The sequence below is a fragment of the Bdellovibrio sp. SKB1291214 genome (genome assembly GCF_002209355.2).
Classification (GTDB): Bacteria; Bdellovibrionota; Bdellovibrionia; order Bdellovibrionales; family Bdellovibrionaceae; genus Bdellovibrio.
This window is the reverse complement of the sequence record NZ_CP106855.1, coordinates 750,371-767,951: the sequence shown is the minus strand read 5'-3', so window position 1 is coordinate 767,951 and position 17,581 is coordinate 750,371. Positions and strand designations below refer to the sequence as shown.

17 protein-coding genes and 1 riboswitch are annotated in these 17,581 nt (G+C 45.6%); of the genes, 10 read left to right on the top strand and 7 right to left on the bottom strand.

Annotated elements, in window-relative coordinates; translation table 11 throughout:
- Window positions 1-125 precede the first annotated feature (125 nt).
- From B9G69_RS03780 to B9G69_RS03760, 5 genes are all read left to right on the top strand, one after another.
- Window positions 126-1,637 carry a flippase activity-associated protein Agl23 gene (locus B9G69_RS03780; protein ID WP_088616842.1) on the top strand — a complete coding sequence of 504 codons (1,512 nt, stop codon included), beginning with the start codon at window positions 126-128 and terminating at the stop codon, window positions 1,635-1,637.
- A complete protein-coding gene (locus tag B9G69_RS03775) occupies window positions 1,637-3,874 on the top strand; it encodes a transglycosylase SLT domain-containing protein (protein ID WP_254917016.1) in 2,238 nt (745 codons plus the stop codon). Before B9G69_RS03780 ends, B9G69_RS03775 begins: the two co-directional genes overlap by 1 nt.
- A gap of 62 nt (window positions 3,875-3,936) precedes the next feature.
- Entirely contained in the window at window positions 3,937-5,529 is a 1,593-nt protein-coding gene (locus B9G69_RS03770) for a LysM peptidoglycan-binding domain-containing protein (RefSeq protein WP_088616843.1), read from the top strand.
- Between the two features lie 102 nt (window positions 5,530-5,631).
- Window positions 5,632-6,117, top strand: coding sequence for a DUF488 family protein (locus tag B9G69_RS03765; RefSeq protein ID WP_176401008.1), 486 nt, complete (start codon window positions 5,632-5,634; stop codon window positions 6,115-6,117).
- A 433-nt stretch (window positions 6,118-6,550) separates the two neighbouring features.
- Window positions 6,551-6,624: riboswitch (cyclic di-GMP riboswitch) on the bottom strand.
- Window positions 6,625-7,146: 522 nt separating this feature from the next.
- The gene (locus tag B9G69_RS03760; RefSeq protein WP_088616845.1) at window positions 7,147-7,599 is read left to right on the top strand and encodes a hypothetical protein; all 453 of its coding nucleotides are present in this window, start codon (window positions 7,147-7,149) and stop codon (window positions 7,597-7,599) included.
- Between the two features lie 57 nt (window positions 7,600-7,656).
- On the opposite strand, the gene B9G69_RS03755 is transcribed toward B9G69_RS03760, so the two are convergent.
- The 4 genes from B9G69_RS03755 to B9G69_RS03740 form a co-directional block, all read right to left on the bottom strand.
- Window positions 7,657-7,971, bottom strand: coding sequence for a hypothetical protein (locus tag B9G69_RS03755; RefSeq protein WP_088616846.1), 315 nt, complete (start codon window positions 7,969-7,971; stop codon window positions 7,657-7,659).
- 30 nt (window positions 7,972-8,001) lie between these two features.
- Window positions 8,002-8,220 carry a hypothetical protein gene (locus B9G69_RS03750; protein ID WP_141096981.1) on the bottom strand — a complete coding sequence of 73 codons (219 nt, stop codon included), beginning with the start codon at window positions 8,218-8,220 and terminating at the stop codon, window positions 8,002-8,004.
- 144 nt (window positions 8,221-8,364) lie between these two features.
- Window positions 8,365-8,652, bottom strand: a complete 288-nt coding sequence (locus B9G69_RS03745) for a hypothetical protein (protein WP_088616847.1) — start codon at window positions 8,650-8,652, stop codon at window positions 8,365-8,367.
- A 97-nt stretch (window positions 8,653-8,749) separates the two neighbouring features.
- Window positions 8,750-9,544: an Mrp/NBP35 family ATP-binding protein gene (locus B9G69_RS03740; protein WP_265437958.1), complete on the bottom strand. Its 795-nt coding sequence runs from the start codon at window positions 9,542-9,544 to the stop codon at window positions 8,750-8,752.
- A 156-nt stretch (window positions 9,545-9,700) separates the two neighbouring features.
- On the opposite strand from B9G69_RS03740, the gene B9G69_RS03735 reads away from it, so the two are divergent.
- The gene (locus B9G69_RS03735) at window positions 9,701-10,012 is read left to right on the top strand and encodes a hypothetical protein (RefSeq protein WP_088616849.1); all 312 of its coding nucleotides are present in this window, start codon (window positions 9,701-9,703) and stop codon (window positions 10,010-10,012) included.
- 6 nt (window positions 10,013-10,018) lie between these two features.
- Here the strand turns inward: B9G69_RS03735 and B9G69_RS03730 are convergent, their stop codons facing one another.
- Window positions 10,019-10,483 (bottom strand): hypothetical protein, encoded by a 465-nt coding sequence (locus B9G69_RS03730; RefSeq protein WP_141096982.1) that lies wholly within the window; start codon window positions 10,481-10,483, stop codon window positions 10,019-10,021.
- Between the two features lie 153 nt (window positions 10,484-10,636).
- On the bottom strand, window positions 10,637-11,074 hold the full coding sequence (locus B9G69_RS03725; protein ID WP_088616851.1) for a photosynthetic reaction center cytochrome c subunit: 438 nt from the start codon (window positions 11,072-11,074) through the stop codon (window positions 10,637-10,639).
- Window positions 11,075-11,118: 44 nt separating this feature from the next.
- Here B9G69_RS03725 and B9G69_RS03720 point away from each other — a divergent pair, with 44 nt between their 5' ends.
- From B9G69_RS03720 to B9G69_RS03710, 3 genes are all read left to right on the top strand, one after another.
- The gene (locus B9G69_RS03720) at window positions 11,119-12,462 is read left to right on the top strand and encodes a glycine--tRNA ligase (protein WP_265437957.1); all 1,344 of its coding nucleotides are present in this window, start codon (window positions 11,119-11,121) and stop codon (window positions 12,460-12,462) included.
- Between the two features lie 160 nt (window positions 12,463-12,622).
- Window positions 12,623-13,480, top strand: coding sequence for a hypothetical protein (locus B9G69_RS03715; protein ID WP_088616853.1), 858 nt, complete (start codon window positions 12,623-12,625; stop codon window positions 13,478-13,480).
- Window positions 13,481-13,531: 51 nt separating this feature from the next.
- Window positions 13,532-14,200 (top strand): hypothetical protein, encoded by a 669-nt coding sequence (locus B9G69_RS03710; protein ID WP_088616854.1) that lies wholly within the window; start codon window positions 13,532-13,534, stop codon window positions 14,198-14,200.
- 49 nt (window positions 14,201-14,249) lie between these two features.
- Here the strand turns inward: B9G69_RS03710 and B9G69_RS03705 are convergent, their stop codons facing one another.
- Window positions 14,250-14,552 carry a hypothetical protein gene (locus B9G69_RS03705; protein WP_088616855.1) on the bottom strand — a complete coding sequence of 101 codons (303 nt, stop codon included), beginning with the start codon at window positions 14,550-14,552 and terminating at the stop codon, window positions 14,250-14,252.
- Between the two features lie 283 nt (window positions 14,553-14,835).
- Between B9G69_RS03705 and ppdK the strand changes: the two genes are divergently transcribed.
- Window positions 14,836-17,556: a pyruvate, phosphate dikinase gene (gene ppdK, locus B9G69_RS03700; protein WP_088616856.1), complete on the top strand. Its 2,721-nt coding sequence runs from the start codon at window positions 14,836-14,838 to the stop codon at window positions 17,554-17,556.
- The last annotated feature ends 25 nt before the right edge of the window (window positions 17,557-17,581 follow it).

The following is a 17,581-nucleotide window of genomic DNA, read 5'->3' as shown; positions in this document are numbered from 1 at the left end:
CTTTTGAAAAAACGTGCGCAAATCCTGAAGAAATGACGGGATTACGTCCGCATCTTTGTTCAGATATACTAAGAGTGAGCAGTGAGGAGTTGACTCTGAAGATTCCATCTTTACGATTAATAACAATGAAATTCTTGCGCGTCACTCAAATCCAGAAATACATCATTTGGCTTGTCATTCTTCTATTGACTGTCTTTACTCGTTTTTATCTTTTGGCCAATAAACCACTGCACTTTGACGAGGGCATCAATGGCTGGTTTGTCCTGCAGATGAAGCAAATGGGATTCTATAAGTACGATCCCACAAACTATCATGGGCCTTTGTATTTCTATCTGTTGCGCGCTTTTACAGCTCTTTGGGGACACAGTGTTGAAGTTTTAAGGGCGGTGCCTGGTGTCTTTGCCGTATTAAGCGTCATGATCTTTACTTTTAACTTGATCCAGTCCCGCATCATTAACTGGTCGATGTTTTTCTTTTTGTTTTTCAGCCCTGCATTTTTATTTTATGGCCGCTCTGGCATTCACGAAATGCCCTTCGTATTTTTTCAATTGCTTTTCGCGTTAGGAATGCTTCGATGGTATGAAAAATCGGACGTCACGTCTTTAGGCCTGTTGCTAACCGGTTTCATCGGAATGGCCACACTGAAAGAGACTTTTGCCATCACGCTCGCATCATGGGTGGTCGGTTTGGTTTTTGCCGGTCCGAAGGTCCTTCGCGAATATTTTAATTTCCGAAAAATCAAGGCGGCATGGTCACGTCGTCTGACTTACCTTGTCGTTTTATTGTTGATCTCGTTTGTCTTTCTGTTCACTGGTTTCCTGCGCTACATGCCGGGATTATTTGATTTCGTGAAAGCATTCCTTCCTTGGATGAAAACCGGTGTCGGCGAAACAGGTCACAATAAAGAATTTTTGTATTGGGTTAAAGTTTTAGCTGAGGCTGAACCGTTAGTTCTGTTTGGGTTGGGAATGGCCATTGTGGGACTTTTCACCAAAGATGCACGCCTTCGCATGGTTTCAGCTTTTTCATTATTTCAGTTTTTCGTTTATTCATGGATTCCCTATAAAACGGTCTGGTGTGTTTTGTCTTTGGTGTGGGGCTTTTACTTTGTCTTAGCTTTGTATGCGCAAAGAATTTTCGCTCACCGGGATTGGCAGGGATACTTATTTGGTTCCATCGTACTTGTTGGAACTATCGGAAGTGTGCGCAGCGACTGGCGTTCTGTTTATGCGCAGCCCATCGATATGAGCCATCCGTATATTTACGTGAACTCGACATATGAAATGAAAGACCTGATGGATATGATTATGGCGACTGCCAAGGATCGTCCAGCGCTTTTGACAGAACCAGTACAAATGGGCTCTAAAGAACAATGGCCCTTCCCATGGGTGTTTAGAGCTTTCAAGACGCATTGGGATCTTTGTAAAGACAAAGCCATTGAAGGGGCCTGGTTCTATTACTGTGATGCTGCTGGCGAAAATGTGGTGGAGTCACAACTTACAGAACCATTTATGAAAATCAGAGTCATGCTTCGCCAACAACGAGAAGTCTCGGTACTTTATCTTAAAAAAAGTATTTTTGAGAGCGTATATAAGGGCCAATACGAAACTGTGGGTCTTCCGAAAGAGAGTCAGTAATGTCTGGAATGTCTTTGCTATTAAAGCTTTTGGTAACGAGTGCAACAGCGGCTCCGGCAGGACCGTCGGCTGTGGTTCGTAAGATCGATGTCAACAAAGATCTAAAGGGTTCGGGTTATGTGGACCTTTATGATATGGATCCAAAAAAGCTTTCCAAACTTCCGGCATTGGCTCAGTTAAAAGGACACGAAATTAATGGACACTGGAATGAGTGTTTAACTCTGTCACCGAAAGTTTTTGCAGCTCAAAAAGAGTTAAAAGGTTGGGTCGGGCAAGTATGGCTTCACTGCTTGGATAAAGCTCAGCAAAAGAAAACCAGTGCGGGTCAAGAAGACCGCGTTCTGACGGCAATCGCCAAATCCTGGAATCTTTTCGAGGAAGGCCCTTGGTCTCAAGATCTATGGAACATGTGGGTCACTCAAGAGCTTTCCTATTTAGATTCGGAAGCTAAAAAGAAAAACAGAAAAATAGAATCTCGTATCGAAAGACTTTTGGATCGCAGCGCGAAACTATCCCGAGAACAGAAGTCTCAATGTTATCAGATGTTGGGCGATTTCGCGTTGAACGCAAATGAATACGTTCAAGCGCAGTTTCTTTACGAAGAAGCACAGTCCTACAAAGACTCTAGATATCTGACAGATAAGTTGGATTTTTTGGCAAAAGCGCGCAGCCAAACCGTAAAACCTGCAGCCACGGTGCAAGTTGAAGCCATCGGCGAAGACGGCAAGCTTGAAGAACGTATTCGCCAATCCTTGAAAACTAATGATCTGATTCCCGCTCTTAAAGACACTATTAGTTTATTAAATCAATATCCTGGTGGACGTGCTGCTCGTCGCCTGAAAGACAAGCCACTAGAAATTTACAATTCTATCAGTGATAAAATGGTTGCAGAAAAAGCTTTGGTCGAGATGGGCGAAGCTGATGCATCTCGCTTGCTCGAGTGGGCGCAAAATCTTCACCGTAAAGGTGATTGGCCTTCAAGTTTGGTGCTGGCGCAAAAATCTTACGACAAAAGTTCTCAGTCACCGGCGATGGTCAGTGCTTTATGGGTGGCTTCACGTTCAGCACATTTCTTAGGTCAGTATGATAAGGCTTTGGATTTGTATAACAAGCTGATCGTGATGGCGAATGGTTCAGATGAGTCCTCTGAAGCTTTATTCCGCTCAAGTTTGATTTACTATCGCAAAAAGGAATTCACAACAGCGGCGGCTTTACTTGAGCGCCTGGTGCAACAAGGTAAAGATCGATATGATTTGAATGCGCAGTATTGGCTAGTGCGCTCGTTGCAATCGTTTAGCAAGGAACGCGCTGATAAAGCTGCTCAAGCCTTGATGGATAAATATCCGTTCTCCTATTACGGATTGCGTTTGCGCGCAGAAACTCAGAATGGAAAGCTGACTTGGCCCGAAGTGACGGATAAGAATCCGGCACTCGCTGATTCGATTTTCTTAGTGGGTACTCAGAAAAAATCTTGGGATCGTTTCCTGTCGTTGTCACAAGCCGGATGGGTGAGTGAAGCGCAAACAGAGTTGAACGATTTGCCAGCAATCAAAGACCCCACATTGAAAGTGGCATTGGCAGAAAAACTTTCGCAACGCGGTCAGTACTTTAATGCGATTCGTTTGGTGAATGACGCTTTAGAAAATGATCCGCGTCTTCGTCAGGAAAAATTTCTTAAGATTGGATACCCTGAAGTATTCACGACTCTGTATAAAAAAGAAGCCGATCGTTATGGTATTGATGTGATCTTGCTCAGAAGTCTGACTCGACAAGAGAGTGGATTTAATATGAAAGCTGTTTCCACATCAAATGCCCTTGGTTTGATGCAAATGATTCCGCCAACCGCGGCAGATACCGCGAAGCGCTTGGGTATGAAAGTCGAAGTGCCCGAAGATATGTTCCGACCTGAAGTAAACATCCCTATGGGTTCTTACTATGTTTCCCAGATGTTAGGCCAGTTCGCGCAGAGCGTGCCTTTTGCGCTCGCAGCATATAACGCAGGACCCTATCGTTTGAAAAAATGGATTGAGGCCCGTCCCGAAATATCTTCAGCGATGACAAGTCCTGTAGCGGCTCCTGAGGGAGAAGTGTGGGTTGATGAATTGCCTTGGAACGAGACTAGTTTCTATGTGAAAGCTATCCTAAGAAATACTCTGCTTTATCAGATGATTGGTAAGGAGTCCTACTCCGTCCAGCCTATCATATGGCAAGACTTGCTTACTAAAAAGGCAAAATAAGTACGTTGTTTTATTGTAAAAGTCCTTCGATTTTTGTAGCCTGAAACCTGTTCGGAGGACTCATGAGGAGACTAGTTACATTAAGTATAGTCCTGGGCCTGCTTTCGGGTTGCGTTCATAAGGAATTGAATGCAAATGGCGAAAAGGCAACAGGGAACGCGGGCAACGAGCCTGCTTCTGAAATCAAAGATATCGGCTCGTTCCGTTTGTCTGATCCTGAGGGTCCCAAGGTCGTAGACCAAGAGTTGGATGTTATCCCTACAGAAATCAACCCACTTGTAGAAAAGTGGATCACGTATTTCCAGGGCCGCGGTCGCGAGCACATGGAAAGATATTTGGCGCGCTCTTCTCGCTATGAAAAGTTGATGAAGAAAGTTTTGCGCGACAACGGTTTGCCTGAAGACATTTTTTATATCGCATTGATTGAGTCTGGTTTCAGTTCTCAAGCTACTTCCCACGCAGCAGCTGTCGGTTACTGGCAGTTCATTCGTGGGACGGGGAAACGTTATGGTTTGGAAATCAACCCATTCGTCGATGAACGTCGTGACCCTGTATTCGCGACTCAAGCAGCAGCTGAATACTTCAAAGGTCTTTATTCCGTATTCGGTTCTTGGTATTTGGCAATGGCTTCCTACAACGTGGGTGAAAACCGTGTAAAACGCGAAGTGATGAATCACTACACGCGTGATTTCTGGGAGCTTGCTCGCAAAAAACGCTTGCCTAAAGAAACGATCAACTACGTACCGAAATTTATTGCTGCTAAGTTGATTGCTAAAGAGCCAGCTAAATACGGTTTTGAAGATATCGATTATCTTCCGCCGATCGAGTTCGATCACATCACTGTGAAACAACCGGTGAACATGCGCCAAATGGCTGAGAAGCTAAATTTGAACTACGAGGATTTCAAAGCGTTGAATCCTAAGTTCAAAGGTGAAGTGGCAATCTTAAAAGGTTCTGAGTTGGTACTTCGTATTCCACCGGGAACAACGGAATTAGCGACAGTTGCTGCTAACGAAGCGGCAGTGACTGATGTTCGTTTCATCGCGGATAGCGGTGATACTCAAACATACAAAATCCGCAAAGGCGATAACTTGAAAACGATCGCTCGTAAGTACAGAACTTCTGTTGCTTACCTTCGCGATCTTAATGACTTGCCAAGGAAATCACGTCTAAAAGTAGGCCGCACGATCTATGTACCAGATCGCACTCCTCTTCGTGACCGTTCTGATCGCAAAAACAATAGCACTGTCGCTGCAAAAACAAATGCAAAGCCATCGCCAGAAAAAGTGTCTGAGACGGCAACAGCAGAGCTTTCTGGTGGGCGCTATTACGTGGTGCAATCAGGTGACTCTTTGTTTTCCATCGCACAAAGATATTCAACATCAGTTGCTGAGCTTCAAAAAGCAAATAACATCAAACGCAAAAGCAAATTGAAGTTGGGCATGAAGCTTAAAATTCCAGGTGGGGACAGCAGTTCCGCCCGGGAGGTAGCCAAAAGCAAGGTACACGTAGTCCGCAAGGGCGACAACCTGACTGACATCGCTGCAAAATACAATGTGTCGGTAAGCCAGCTAAAACAAAAAAACAAGCTGCGCAACCCAGCCTCGTTAATGGTTGGAACAAGAATCCACATCCCAGTAGCTGAGAATAACTAAGCTAAAAACAAAAAGCCCACTCGAAAGAGTGGGTTTTTTGCTTTTTGGCGGCGGTCGCTTTGCTTCCTCCTTGGTTGGGTTATGATTGGTCAGGGTGGTGTTATGACGATCTATACTGTGGGTTATGAGGGGTGTGATATTGATGAGTTTGTTGCGGGGCTTGTTAAGAACAAGATCAAGCGGATCATTGATATTCGTCGGAATCCTGTGAGTCGTAAAAAAGGCTTCTCAAAAAATAAGCTAGCCGCTGAACTTCAAAAAGTTGGGATTGAATACAGTTATTTAGGTAAAGAATTAGGCGTGCCATCCGCCTGGAGAAAAGCCGCGAAAGAACATCTCATCACCCGCAAAAAAATGTTCAACGACTACAAAACAAAAATCCTACCGAAGCACCCCAAACAAGTAGAAGAAGTCATAGAACTCTCAAGCAAAAGAGGACGATCAGCCCTCCTATGCTACGAAAACGAAGCCACCGATTGCCACCGCCACTACTTAACAGAGAAAATAAAAACCAAACTTCCCGAAACCAAAGTAAAAGACATAAACGTCCTCCCAAAAACCAAATCCCTGGGGCTAGCAAAATCCTAAATACTCCATGAAGAAGGAATGGGCGAAGCCTCAGCGACCGAAGACGATATCCCCGAACGAAGCCAACAAGGACTTTATTTTCCTTTTTCCCTTCTAATAAGTCCAAAGACGAAGAACTCGCACGCCCAGATTGATGGGTAGACGTGCTTGCACAAAAGCCGACCTCCGTGGGCGCATGGAGGCGCGCACCCGCCAAAGGCGCCACGGCGAAGCACGACGCTGTGTCGGCGTTATGCAAGCACGTCTACCCAGCAATCTGGGTGTACCGAAACCTACGAATTGTGTGATTTAATCAGAAGAGAAAAAGGAAAAAAAAGTGCCTAGGAATAATCATCATTGATAGCTCCTAGGCGAGGGGAATGAAACCAATCCTTTGTAATAAAAAGACCTTCCATTTTGCACACCTCTAAGTTCCCTTAGGTACTCTGTGACCTTTGGCAGCTGGCTGGCAGTGAAGCCCCTGTAGCTTTGCGCCCTATGGTTTCCCATAGTTTGCCTTGAGGCAAAGGAAGGATCTAAATCCTAACGAGTATAACCCTAGGAACCTCCTTTGAGTTATCTTTAGAATCCAATCGTTCCTGCTCATCATTTTTTAGCGAGGCCTGAACACTGAACCTCGTTTTAATAAACTATTGGACGCTCGTCACTTCGGTGCTTCGTCATGATGGTCGTGGATACGATGTTTCATCACTGTCCTCCTGTAGCTGGCCCCGTAGCATTCACCCGAACAAGTCGAGTCTAACAGGCCCTCGGTTCAACTTTCACAGAATAACTCGATTTTCTTTTCCTACAAAGTGGTGGACATCATTTTCTCAAAACAGTTCGAGAAACGTCTCACGCCGAGAATACTAGAGTGAAAACACGCCGCTATATTTGTTATTGAGGGTACGTCGCGAGAATATTTCGGTGCCTTTTTTCATTTGTGATCGTTGGAATTTTGCAATCATCTGACGGAAAGCACACGTCGGAATCTTCACTTGATCTTAAGTTCATAACAAGAAAATCTGACATAAACAAAAAGAGGATTGGATGATGAAGTGTTGGCTCACGATAGTTTTTGTTAGTTTGTTCGTGAATCTTTCTGCTCCCGCTGCTGTCGTCTTTGATGGTGTTGAGGTTGCGAGATACGAAATTACCGAGAACCACGAGGGGCAAATAGAAGTGCTCAGCAATCACCAGGAAATTGATTTCGGGAAGGTCAGACATAAAGAAACGAAAGTGAAGTTCATCAATTTTATGAACAAAACAGCATACCCCTTAAAGTACAAAGGTGCTGCTTTTGTCGGTGATGGATTTGGATATGCGATGGAGGATTTGGAATTAGCACCAGGGCAGTCGACTTCGATTAAATGCTCCTTCTTTGCAAATCCCGGGAGTTCAGTAGGTCGGAAAAGAGGATATGCCGACATTCACTATTTCCTTGAGCGTGCTGGTTTTAAAGAGACTTTCAGTATCAAGATGAAAGCTCGGGTGACGGAATAATAAAGACACCGGTGCTAAAAAACCGGCGTCTTTATTCAGGGCGAGAATCAGGCTGTACTAATAGCAAACTCTGCCGTAGTAGTACCAGCCCCAGCTGTAGCAGTAACAGTTCCAACCAATTGGTGCCCATTGGTTGAGATAACACCAACCATAATTCGTACAACATTTATTGCCGTAATAGTATTTGGTGTCGGCCTCGTCCTGTCTGGCCATGTCTAATTCTTCTTGTTCTTCAGTCGTACTCATTAAGCCTGATGCTTGTGTTTGGATCGGGAAAAGTGGACGTCCTTCAGGGAGCTGTGATTGCGGAGCCGCATTCGCAGCAAAAGAGAAAGCAAGAGCCAGTGCGACTGTGGTAAGTGCCTTTCTCATATAATCCTCCTTAATCAATGGTTGCAGAAATCATCTTCCGCAAACGGTTCCTGGTGAAATTTGGCCATTGTAGCTGCAATAGCAATAACTGCCGTTCGGAAAGTTCGCAGGCCATGCGCACTGAGTATTTCCAGAACAACAAACGCCAACGCGATCATGATCATCTCGAACATACACAGGTGAAGACACAGAAGCTTGATTTGCAACGGGGAACAAAGGAGTGATGAGCAGAAGAGCAAGGGTGTTCATAAATTGCCTCTTGAAAATGAAACGGCCACAAGTCTATTTTCGCTCAAGCTTTTGTTTCCGCAAGATACTGTGTTGCGGAACATGCGAGCGACTGACTTATGGCCGAGGCAGTTTATTACAAACTATTCGGAAACTAGCGCAAAACTATTTGCAAACGTGACCGCTGATAGAGTTGTTACCACCGTTATAGCATTTGCAAGGAGTGCCAACATTGTAATATGCAGACAACTCACAGAAACCACCGCCATGGCTTTCGTAGCAGCAGTACTTACCTTGAGTTTTGAACAATGTAGCTTCAGCAGCTTGGTCAGCGGCTGTCGCGTAAACTTCAGAAGCTTGTACAACTGGAAGTTCAGGCATAACGATTTCGTTGGCTTGTGCAGTAAAGCAGAAACCCAAAGCGATCAAAGTAGCAGCGAAGAATTTATTCATGAGATCCCCCTCTAAGTGGTTTCCGCTATTCAACAAACAAACGTTGGCGTTTGCAAGTTGTAAAAGCTTAACGGAGAGGGAAACTGGTTACATTTCTTTACGGCAAAATTTCGCGCAGTTTGTCAGCGATCGCCATGAAAGCCTGTGCCTCAGCGCCATTGCTGTTGGCTTCAACGATTGGAATTCCCGCTTCACACGCTAAACCGACAGATGGGTTGAATGGAATTTCCCCAAGCTTTGCAATACCTTTTTGTGCTGCGTAAGTGTCGATCTCTCCCTTAGGGAAGAGCTGCATTTTTTCACCGTTAACAGGGTTGACCATGTAAGCCATATTTTCAACCATTCCTAGAAGAGGAACATTTACGCGTTGAAACATATCGACAGCTTTTTTGACATCAATCAACGCAACGTTCTGTGGAGTGGATACAAGGACTGCACCTGCTACCGGAACTTTTTGCGCCAAAGTCAGCTGGATATCGCCCGTACCTGGAGGCAAATCCACGACAAGATAATCGAGCTCACCCCAGTTTACGTCACGTAGGAATTGGTCCATGGCTTTAAACAACATCGGTCCACGCCATACAACGGCAGAACCTTCTTCGATCAAAAAACCGATCGACATGAGTTTGATGCCGTAGCGGTTGATTGGCTCAAGTTGATTCGTATCGGGGTTGATATTTGGTTTTTGAGCAAGTGAACCCAACATGCGAGGAATGCTCGGGCCATAAATATCGGCATCAAGTAAACCAACTTTTGATTTGCGCCCTAGGGCCATCGCAAGGTTCGTCGCGACCGTAGACTTGCCAACTCCACCCTTGCCTGAGCTAACGGCGATAATATGTTTCACTCCGGGAATGGAAGTTTGTTTTTCGAAGGGATTTGGTGCAGCCATTGTCAGGGACTCCTTGCTAATTTTGAACTGACAACGAATAATAGACTTTACATGAATAGCCAAGATTTTTTGACGTTGAACCTTGTGGGAGCAGGGGCCTTTGTCCTCTGGTACCTAATATCGAGGGGAGGAGCCAAACCTCCTACGCGCCTCGACATGAAAGCCAAGGATACAGCGCCGCCGCTTATCAATCCGGAACCGCCAGTGGCCTCTGCCCAAGAGGTCGGTCCCGTGGCTGCGACTCGCCCTGTGGTGCACCCGGATCTGCAAGGGACTAGACCCAAAAATTTAAACGTCATATTCAGCTATAATTCCCACACTTGGGATGCATACGAAGTTTTAGGGGTGCCAGCGGGGGCATCAATTAAGACAGTGACGGAGGCTTATCAAACGGCGATCCGTCGTTGCGAGAAAGAGTCTATCGAGTTCTTTGAAACAGCTTACAACGCCATTTTGAAGAAGCAATAATTGAAATTAAAGTTTGCTATAGACGCAGGTCAATCCCATTCCAGCTTTGCTACGTTCTAAGTTAAAGCCGGAACGGTCTTTATCCATAATCACGATGTCTTCACCCATTGGAAGGCTGTAATTCGCAAAAACCGATTTTTCAACCTTAAGCACATAGTGATCTTTGGTGTCGACTTTGGCAGTTATTTTGCCGTCGTGGCGTTGAACGGTCCTTGCTCCTTTATTGATATGGCAAAACCGAATTGTCTCCATATCCAGTGCCGAGCCCTGAGGATTTAAAACAAATCCATCGCACTGCTCAAACCACGTCATTTGTGTTGGGCAATCGTCAGCTCCGCCTTTTAAAGTATAGACGCCTTCGCGACCACTCCATAAAGCTCGCGGGCTTGTCGAAGCAAATTCGTTTGCGACCTGCGAACCATATTTTAGAAATGTCAGTCCCAACATGAGACAGCACAAAAGCATGCGCATCGAAGGCCCTCCGAGTTATCCAGTTTCAAAGCAAAGTTTGTGCTCGCTGAAAACCTGTGGTTTTTCTCTGAAGGGCGCTTTCTCAAAGCGAGGCGTCGATGTGACAAACTTGGCCTACAACCAAGTTCATGAAAGGGAAGCCGGGGAAGTCACTCAGTGGGCTTTTGCTGACGCTGGCTCTTTGAAGTCTGGCATTAGTTTTCCGCGGTGGCACATGTAGCAGGTTGCTGCAGGTCCTTTTTTTCCGTCAAAGCCATTTTCTTTAAGCATTTGAGTCAGCTTCATGTGCTCTTTGCCGACTTTGAAACTTTTCTTAGAATCATCTGTGAAGTTTTGAACGTTATGGCATTCGGTGCAGGTCACACCAAGTTCGCGAGAGATGGTTACCATCTCTTCACGAATCTTTTCTTCATTTTTAACGAACTTGGGAACTGACTCCGCAACAGACAGGGAGCCCATAAAGAAAATGGTTGTAAAAAGGATGAAAACCAAATGAGTGCGCTGCATAAAACTAGCATGTCTTAGGACCCGACCCGAGATCAAGAAAGACCCTGTTTTGTTGACTGTATCTAGACCCAAGTGTACGTTCATTGCCTAACCACTCCGAAGCCATCGGAGGAGAAAGTCGAGCCATCATGAGCACTCCCGAAATCAGACCCCTTACCGATTTAGCCACTCTTGTCAGCCTTAGCAAACGTCGTGGATTTGTTTTTCAATCATCTGAAATTTACGGTGGTTTGGGAAGCTGCTGGGACTATGGTCCGCTGGGCTCATTGATGAAGCTAAATGTGAAACGTGCATGGTGGAATGCAATGACTCGCAGACCAGACATCGTGGGTCTTGATGCGGCGATCTTGATGCATCCCCAAGTTTGGAAGGCGTCGGGCCACGTGGATGGTTTCTCAGACCCATTGGTTGACTGTAAGGAGTGTAAAACGCGTTTCCGCGCTGACAACACCGAATCTTACCTTAAAGATAAAAAGTGCCCGAATTGTGGCAGCAAAAACTTGTCTGAAGAACGTAACTTCAATTTGATGTTCAAAACTCACATGGGTCCATTGGAGGACTCTGCAAGTGTTGTGTACTTGCGTCCTGAAACAGCTCAAGGTCACTTTGTGAATTTCTTGAACTGCCAACAATCATCTCGTTACAAAGTACCATTTGGTATTGCGGCGATTGGTAAATCATTCCGTAACGAAATCACTCCGGGTAACTTCATTTTCAGAACTCGCGAATTCGAACAAATGGAAATGCAATATTTCGTTAAACCTGGAACTGACGAAAAATTCTTTGAAGAGTGGAAAGAGCGTCGTTTGGCTTTCTACTCCAAGTACGGTATCAAAAAGGAAAACTTGAAAGTTCACGTTCACGAAAAGCTTGCGCACTATGCGCGTGCTGCGGTTGACGTTGAATACAAATTCCCGATGGGTTTCTCGGAACTTGAAGGTATCCATAACCGTTCTGACTTTGACTTGACTCAACACATGAAGTTCTCCGGTAAAAACTTGGAGTACTTCGATGAAGCGAACAAAGAAAAATTCATCCCGTACGTTATCGAAACAGCTGTGGGTTGTGATCGCTTGTTCCTAGCGTTCATGTGCGATGCTTATCGTGAAGAAGTGACGAAGGACGAAGCGGGTAAAGAAGACGTGCGCGTGGTCATGGGTCTTCACCCTGAAATCGCTCCGTTCAAAGTGGCGATTTTGCCATTGTCGAAAAAAGAAGAGCTTACTTCGATCGCAGATAAATTGCGCGACCAACTGGCTGAAGATTTCGACGTGACATACGACGAAGCAGCTTCCATCGGTAAACGCTACCGTCGCCAAGACGAGATCGGTACTCCGTTCTGCGTAACTATCGACTTTGATACCATCAACGACCAAGCTGTGACTGTCCGTCACCGCGACACGATGGTTCAAGAGCGCATCCCAATGTCTCAGTTAAACGCTTACGTGGCCGGCAAAATTAAAAACTTCTAAAAGGTGCCTGCCGGTTTTTTGCAGAATGCTGCGTCAAAAAAGGGAGTCTTAGGACTCTCTTTTTCATTCTGAACTTCATGTGTCCATTTGCTGTTAGTAATTGATGACAGCGGGAAGTCGCTTTGATAGCTCCCACTCAGTATTTGAACGGGGAGCGACTATGAAAAATCTGATCATCGCAGTTTTGGTGGTTTTTAATCTTTCTTACGCAGGGGCCGACGAAACGGATCTTCCGGTTCCGGGTGATGACGGCGCAGGTACAGTTCAGCCTTTGCCGGAACCTCCACAACAACAACCGGAAAACCCAACACCTCAACCTGTTCCTCCTCCGCCATCAAGTGGTGGTCCGGGTGTCGATACGGATGACCAATTCACAATCGGGGATCGCGCGTTGGGTGTGACGGATGGACTTTTCGTGGTGGGTACGATCGCGAATATTTCCCGCGATGGTAAAATCATCACAATTCGTAACGACTTTAATGGTCAGTTCACTTCCTTGAAATCAAAGTATGTGGGTGTTTGGTTGAACTGTAATAGCAAAGGCTACTGCGTGGGTGGTCAAGGTATGTACCAATACAACCGCGGTCGTAATTACAATCCGATTCACATCGAAGGCGTGTACTCAAATGGCTATTTGTTAGTGCAAGAGGAATTATCCACACGCCGCTATGTCGCGACTTTGAAAGAAGTATTGCGCGCCACAAACTGCGACAGAAAAACGCGCATTTGCAAAGATGAAATGGTTTTGACAGAGCCAGTGGGTGGGCAACCTTATTTTGAAACACGTGTGGTGGACGTTTATGAAGACGGTGTGTACTTGATCAATTCACTAAACGGCGGCAAAGACATTCGCAAGAATGGTGACTTGGTAAAACAAGTGACATGTCATCGCAGCTTATGTGTTGGTCAACAAGTGATGTTCGGTACGATTTTGCGTGCCTATGACAATGGTTTCTTCACGATCCAAGACCCTTACTCTGGTAATTTGACTTTGCGTCCTTACCGCGAGATTCGCTAAGAGGGGCCGTATGAATTTCGAACACGGCACCTAAAATAAGGAGTCGTGTTTATGAAGACGGTATTGCTTGTCCTTACTCTGTTCTTTGGTTTTTCAACTTTCTCCTTGGCGGAAATTCAAGATCTTCCAACACCGGGGGATGAGCTTCCGCAACCACTCCCACCGGATCCAGGTGATCCCGTTCCGCCCCAGCAACCACCGGCACCGACTCCCGCACCAGGCCGAATTAAAATTGGCGATTTCGTTTTATCGGGACCTTTCAAAAGTGGTCAGTACTTTATGGGGATGGTGGTTGACGTATCGAAAGACGGCAGAGTGATCACTGTTCGAGACGATGATGATCAGCAAATTTATAAACGCGAAGCACGCTATATCTCGCGAAAAATGGAAAAAGGTCCCCGCAATATCTGGCCGGGTGACCGTGTATTGACCGGGCCCTTTAAAAATCAACAATACTCCCAAGGAACCGTGCGAGCCGTTTATGAACGCGGACTCTTTATAGTTATCGAAGACACTGATGGACGTTCCTATGTCAGAAACGAACCCCTCGTTGCAAAGCGAATCGATTGCTTTAAAGGCTTTTGCTCGGAGTACGAAGTGCTATCAGCTGGAAATCCTGGAATCATCCGCTCGGTGTTTGATTCGGGAAAATTTATCGTGATGGAGTATCGGGATCGTAAGCTTTACCTGCGCAACTACAGTCAGCTGAGAAAAAGATAAAAAAAGGGAGCTTCTTAAAGCTCCCTTTTTTTCCGAATTTTAAATCAGATTAGTAAAGTAGGATCGGACCTGTTTCGCTAGTGCGATACAAGATACCGTCTACTTGTGAGCCAACAACCGGACCACATTCAAGCAAAACACCTTGAGAAAGAACAACGTCTCTATCAAGCGGGCAAGTGTAATTTGGATTGTACATACCTTTGCGGAAAGAAAGTTGAGCCACGCAAAGATCGCCGTCTGTTTGCTGAATAGAAACGATAGTGCCCACGATTTGTGCGTCTTCTTTATTGCACTCGTTTGCGAAGGCAGAAATGGAAACCATCATAGTCAAAAGAACAGCGAATACTTTCATGGAAATCTCCTTAAATTCGTTAAATAAGATGAACAGAGTTTTAACATAGCGAGGCGAACCGTCGGTGAAGTAAATGCTTCGCGTGTAAAACAGGCAAGAACGTACAAAATTTTGTCACCTAAGTGCTGGTTTTTCTTTAAGTTTCCGGAACCCCGTGGATCGAGCGTTGACCCTTATATTGCGAGGGGCGAAGTGTCGAAATATTTCATTGATATTAGGGGTTTAGCTTGATCTTATCCTAGGTATTCACAAGAAAAATGAAGACAAAGCTGGAAGGAAAACTATGAACCAGAACGTCACACTTGAAAAGCCAAACACTACCAAAGCAGCGATTCCGCAGAAGTTCGTTTACTTCTTCGCAGCCGGGGACTCCGAAGGCAATGCTGGGATGAAAAACATCTTGGGCGGTAAAGGTGCCAACCTTGCGGAAATGACTTCCTTGGGAATTCCGGTTCCTCCAGGATTTACGATTTCTACCGAAATCTGCACGCACTTTTATGAAGAAGGCGGAAAGCTTCCTGAGTGGGTTCGTCCAAAAGTTATTGAAGCCATGCAAAAAGTCGAAGCTAAAATCGGTAAAAAATTCGGTGACGTGAACAATCCATTGCTAGTGTCAGTTCGCTCCGGTGCTCGCGCTTCCATGCCGGGTATGATGGATACCATTTTAAATCTTGGTTTGAATGATCAAACAGTTGAGGGCTTGGCTAAGTCTTCTAACAATCCTCGCTTTGCTTGGGACTCTTATCGTCGTTTCATCCAGATGTACTCAGACGTTGTGATGGGCATGAACTCCTCACTTCTTGAAGTGACTTTGGAAGATATGAAAGAGGAAAAGCACTACAAGCTTGATACAGAATTGACTGTGGATGATTTGAAAGCCCTTGTTAAAAAGTTCAAAGAACTTGTTCACCAAATGACAGGTCAATCGTTCCCGGCAGATCCTTGGGAGCAACTGTGGGGTTCTGTTTCTGCGGTCTTCCGTTCTTGGAACACGCCTCGCGCGATTACTTACCGTGAACTTCACAGCATTCCAGCTGCTTGGGGTACGGCAGTGAACATTCAATCAATGGTCTTCGGTAACATGGGTGATGATTCAGCAACAGGTGTTGCATTCACTCGTAACCCATCGACAGGTGATAAAGCATTCTATGGTGAGTTCTTGATCAATGCTCAAGGTGAAGACGTTGTTGCGGGTATCCGTACTCCACAGCCGATCACTAAAATTGCTGCGGCAGCAACCGGTGTTCAGTCTTTGGAAGAAGCGCTTCCAAAAGCTTACCAACAGCTTGTTGATATTTATAAAAAACTAGAGGGTCACTACCGCGATATGCAAGATATCGAGTTCACAATCGAGCGCTCGACATTGTGGATGCTGCAAACTCGTAACGGAAAACGTACGGCGGCTGCGGCTTTGAAAATTGCTTGCGATATGATCGATGAAAAGTTGATCACGGAAGAAGAAGCTCTGCTTCGTTTGGACCCGTCGTCTTTGGATCAGCTTCTGCATCCAACCTTGGATCCGAAAGCTCAAAAAACACAATTGGCAAAAGGCCTGCCAGCGTCACCAGGTGGCGTGAATGGTCAGATCGTCTTCACATCCGAAGAAGCTGTAGAGTGGAAAGAACAAGGCAAGAAAGTCATCCTAGTTCGCGTTGAAACGTCTCCGGAAGACATCGCGGGTATGGTGGCAGCCCAAGGTATCTTTACAACTCGCGGGGGTATGACGTCTCATGCGGCGGTTGTCGCGCGTGGTATGGGTAAATGCTGCGTAGCTGGTTGTGGTGAGGTCGAAGTCGACTACCGCACTGAAACGATGAAAGTGAAAGGCTACGTTCTTAAAAAAGGCGATGTGATCACTTTGGATGGTTCTACGGGTGAAGTGTTCTTGGGCGAAGTTAAAACGATTGAACCAAAATTGGATCAATACTTTGAGCGCATCATGAAAATCGCAGATCGCACTCGTAAGTTGAAAGTTCGTACGAACGCAGACACTCCGAAGGATGCGCAAACAGCTAAAAATTTCGGCGCTGAAGGTATCGGGCTTTGCCGTACAGAGCACATGTTCTTTGGTGCAGATCGTATCGACGCTGTTCGCGAAATGATCATTGCTGATAACAAAATGGATCGCGAAAAGGCGTTGTCTAAACTCTTGCCAATGCAACGAGATGACTTCTATCAATTATTCAAGATTATGGACGGTTTGCCTGTAACAATCCGTTTGTTGGATCCACCTCTTCATGAATTCGTTCCACACTCTGATGAGGAAACGAAAGAGTTGGCAAAACGTATCGGAACTGACTATGAACGACTTCGTTCCAAAGTAAAAGCTTTGCACGAATTCAACCCGATGTTGGGTCACCGTGGTTGCCGCTTGGCGATTACTTATCCTGAAATCTACATCATGCAAGTTCGCGCCATCGCGGAAGCGGCATGTATGATTTTGAAAGAAGGTTTGAAACTTTCTGCTCCAGAAATCATGATCCCACTTGTGGCGACTGATAAAGAACTAGATATGCTTCGTCACCAAGCAGAGACTGAAGTTAAAAAAGTTCAAAACGAAAAGAACATGAAGTTTGACTATGCGATCGGCACTATGATCGAGCTTCCTCGTGCAGCTCTAACAGCAGATGCTATTGCTGAACACGCAGACTTCTTTAGCTTTGGTACCAACGATTTGACTCAAACGACGTTGGGTCTTTCTCGTGACGACTCAGGCAGATTCTTGGGTTCTTACGTTTCCAGCGGTATCTTAGCAAAAGATCCATTCCAATCTATCGACCAAGTGGGCGTGGGCTCCTTGGTAAAAATGGGAGTCGAGTTGGGTCGTCGCATGAAACCGTCTCTGAAAATTGGGGTGTGCGGTGAGCATGGTGGTGATCCAGAATCTATCGAGTTCTTCCATAAGGCGGGACTGGATTACGTATCTTGTTCTCCATTCCGCGTACCGATCGCAAGACTGGCAGCTGCAAGAGCGGCTCTGCTAACAAAAACCCTTCATTCTTAAAAAGGTTAGGGAGCCTCACAGGCTC

Coding starts and splice junctions, on each gene's coding strand:
- B9G69_RS03760 (WP_088616845.1), top strand. CDS start 7,147: ATGATGAAGTGTTGGCTCACGATAGTTTTTGTTAGTTTGTTCGTGAAT.
- B9G69_RS03725 (WP_088616851.1), bottom strand. CDS start 11,074: ATGAACGTACACTTGGGTCTAGATACAGTCAACAAAACAGGGTCTTTC.
- B9G69_RS03715 (WP_088616853.1), top strand. CDS start 12,623: ATGAAAAATCTGATCATCGCAGTTTTGGTGGTTTTTAATCTTTCTTAC.
- B9G69_RS03710 (WP_088616854.1), top strand. CDS start 13,532: ATGAAGACGGTATTGCTTGTCCTTACTCTGTTCTTTGGTTTTTCAACT.
- B9G69_RS03705 (WP_088616855.1), bottom strand. CDS start 14,552: ATGAAAGTATTCGCTGTTCTTTTGACTATGATGGTTTCCATTTCTGCC.
- B9G69_RS03775 (WP_254917016.1), top strand. CDS start 1,637: ATGTCTGGAATGTCTTTGCTATTAAAGCTTTTGGTAACGAGTGCAACA.
- B9G69_RS03740 (WP_265437958.1), bottom strand. CDS start 9,544: ATGGCTGCACCAAATCCCTTCGAAAAACAAACTTCCATTCCCGGAGTG.
- B9G69_RS03720 (WP_265437957.1), top strand. CDS start 11,119: ATGAGCACTCCCGAAATCAGACCCCTTACCGATTTAGCCACTCTTGTC.
- B9G69_RS03765 (WP_176401008.1), top strand. CDS start 5,632: ATGACGATCTATACTGTGGGTTATGAGGGGTGTGATATTGATGAGTTT.
- B9G69_RS03780 (WP_088616842.1), top strand. CDS start 126: ATGAAATTCTTGCGCGTCACTCAAATCCAGAAATACATCATTTGGCTT.
- ppdK (WP_088616856.1), top strand. CDS start 14,836: ATGAACCAGAACGTCACACTTGAAAAGCCAAACACTACCAAAGCAGCG.
- B9G69_RS03770 (WP_088616843.1), top strand. CDS start 3,937: ATGAGGAGACTAGTTACATTAAGTATAGTCCTGGGCCTGCTTTCGGGT.
- B9G69_RS03735 (WP_088616849.1), top strand. CDS start 9,701: ATGAAAGCCAAGGATACAGCGCCGCCGCTTATCAATCCGGAACCGCCA.
- B9G69_RS03755 (WP_088616846.1), bottom strand. CDS start 7,971: ATGAGAAAGGCACTTACCACAGTCGCACTGGCTCTTGCTTTCTCTTTT.
- B9G69_RS03750 (WP_141096981.1), bottom strand. CDS start 8,220: ATGAACACCCTTGCTCTTCTGCTCATCACTCCTTTGTTCCCCGTTGCA.
- B9G69_RS03730 (WP_141096982.1), bottom strand. CDS start 10,483: ATGCGCATGCTTTTGTGCTGTCTCATGTTGGGACTGACATTTCTAAAA.
- B9G69_RS03745 (WP_088616847.1), bottom strand. CDS start 8,652: ATGAATAAATTCTTCGCTGCTACTTTGATCGCTTTGGGTTTCTGCTTT.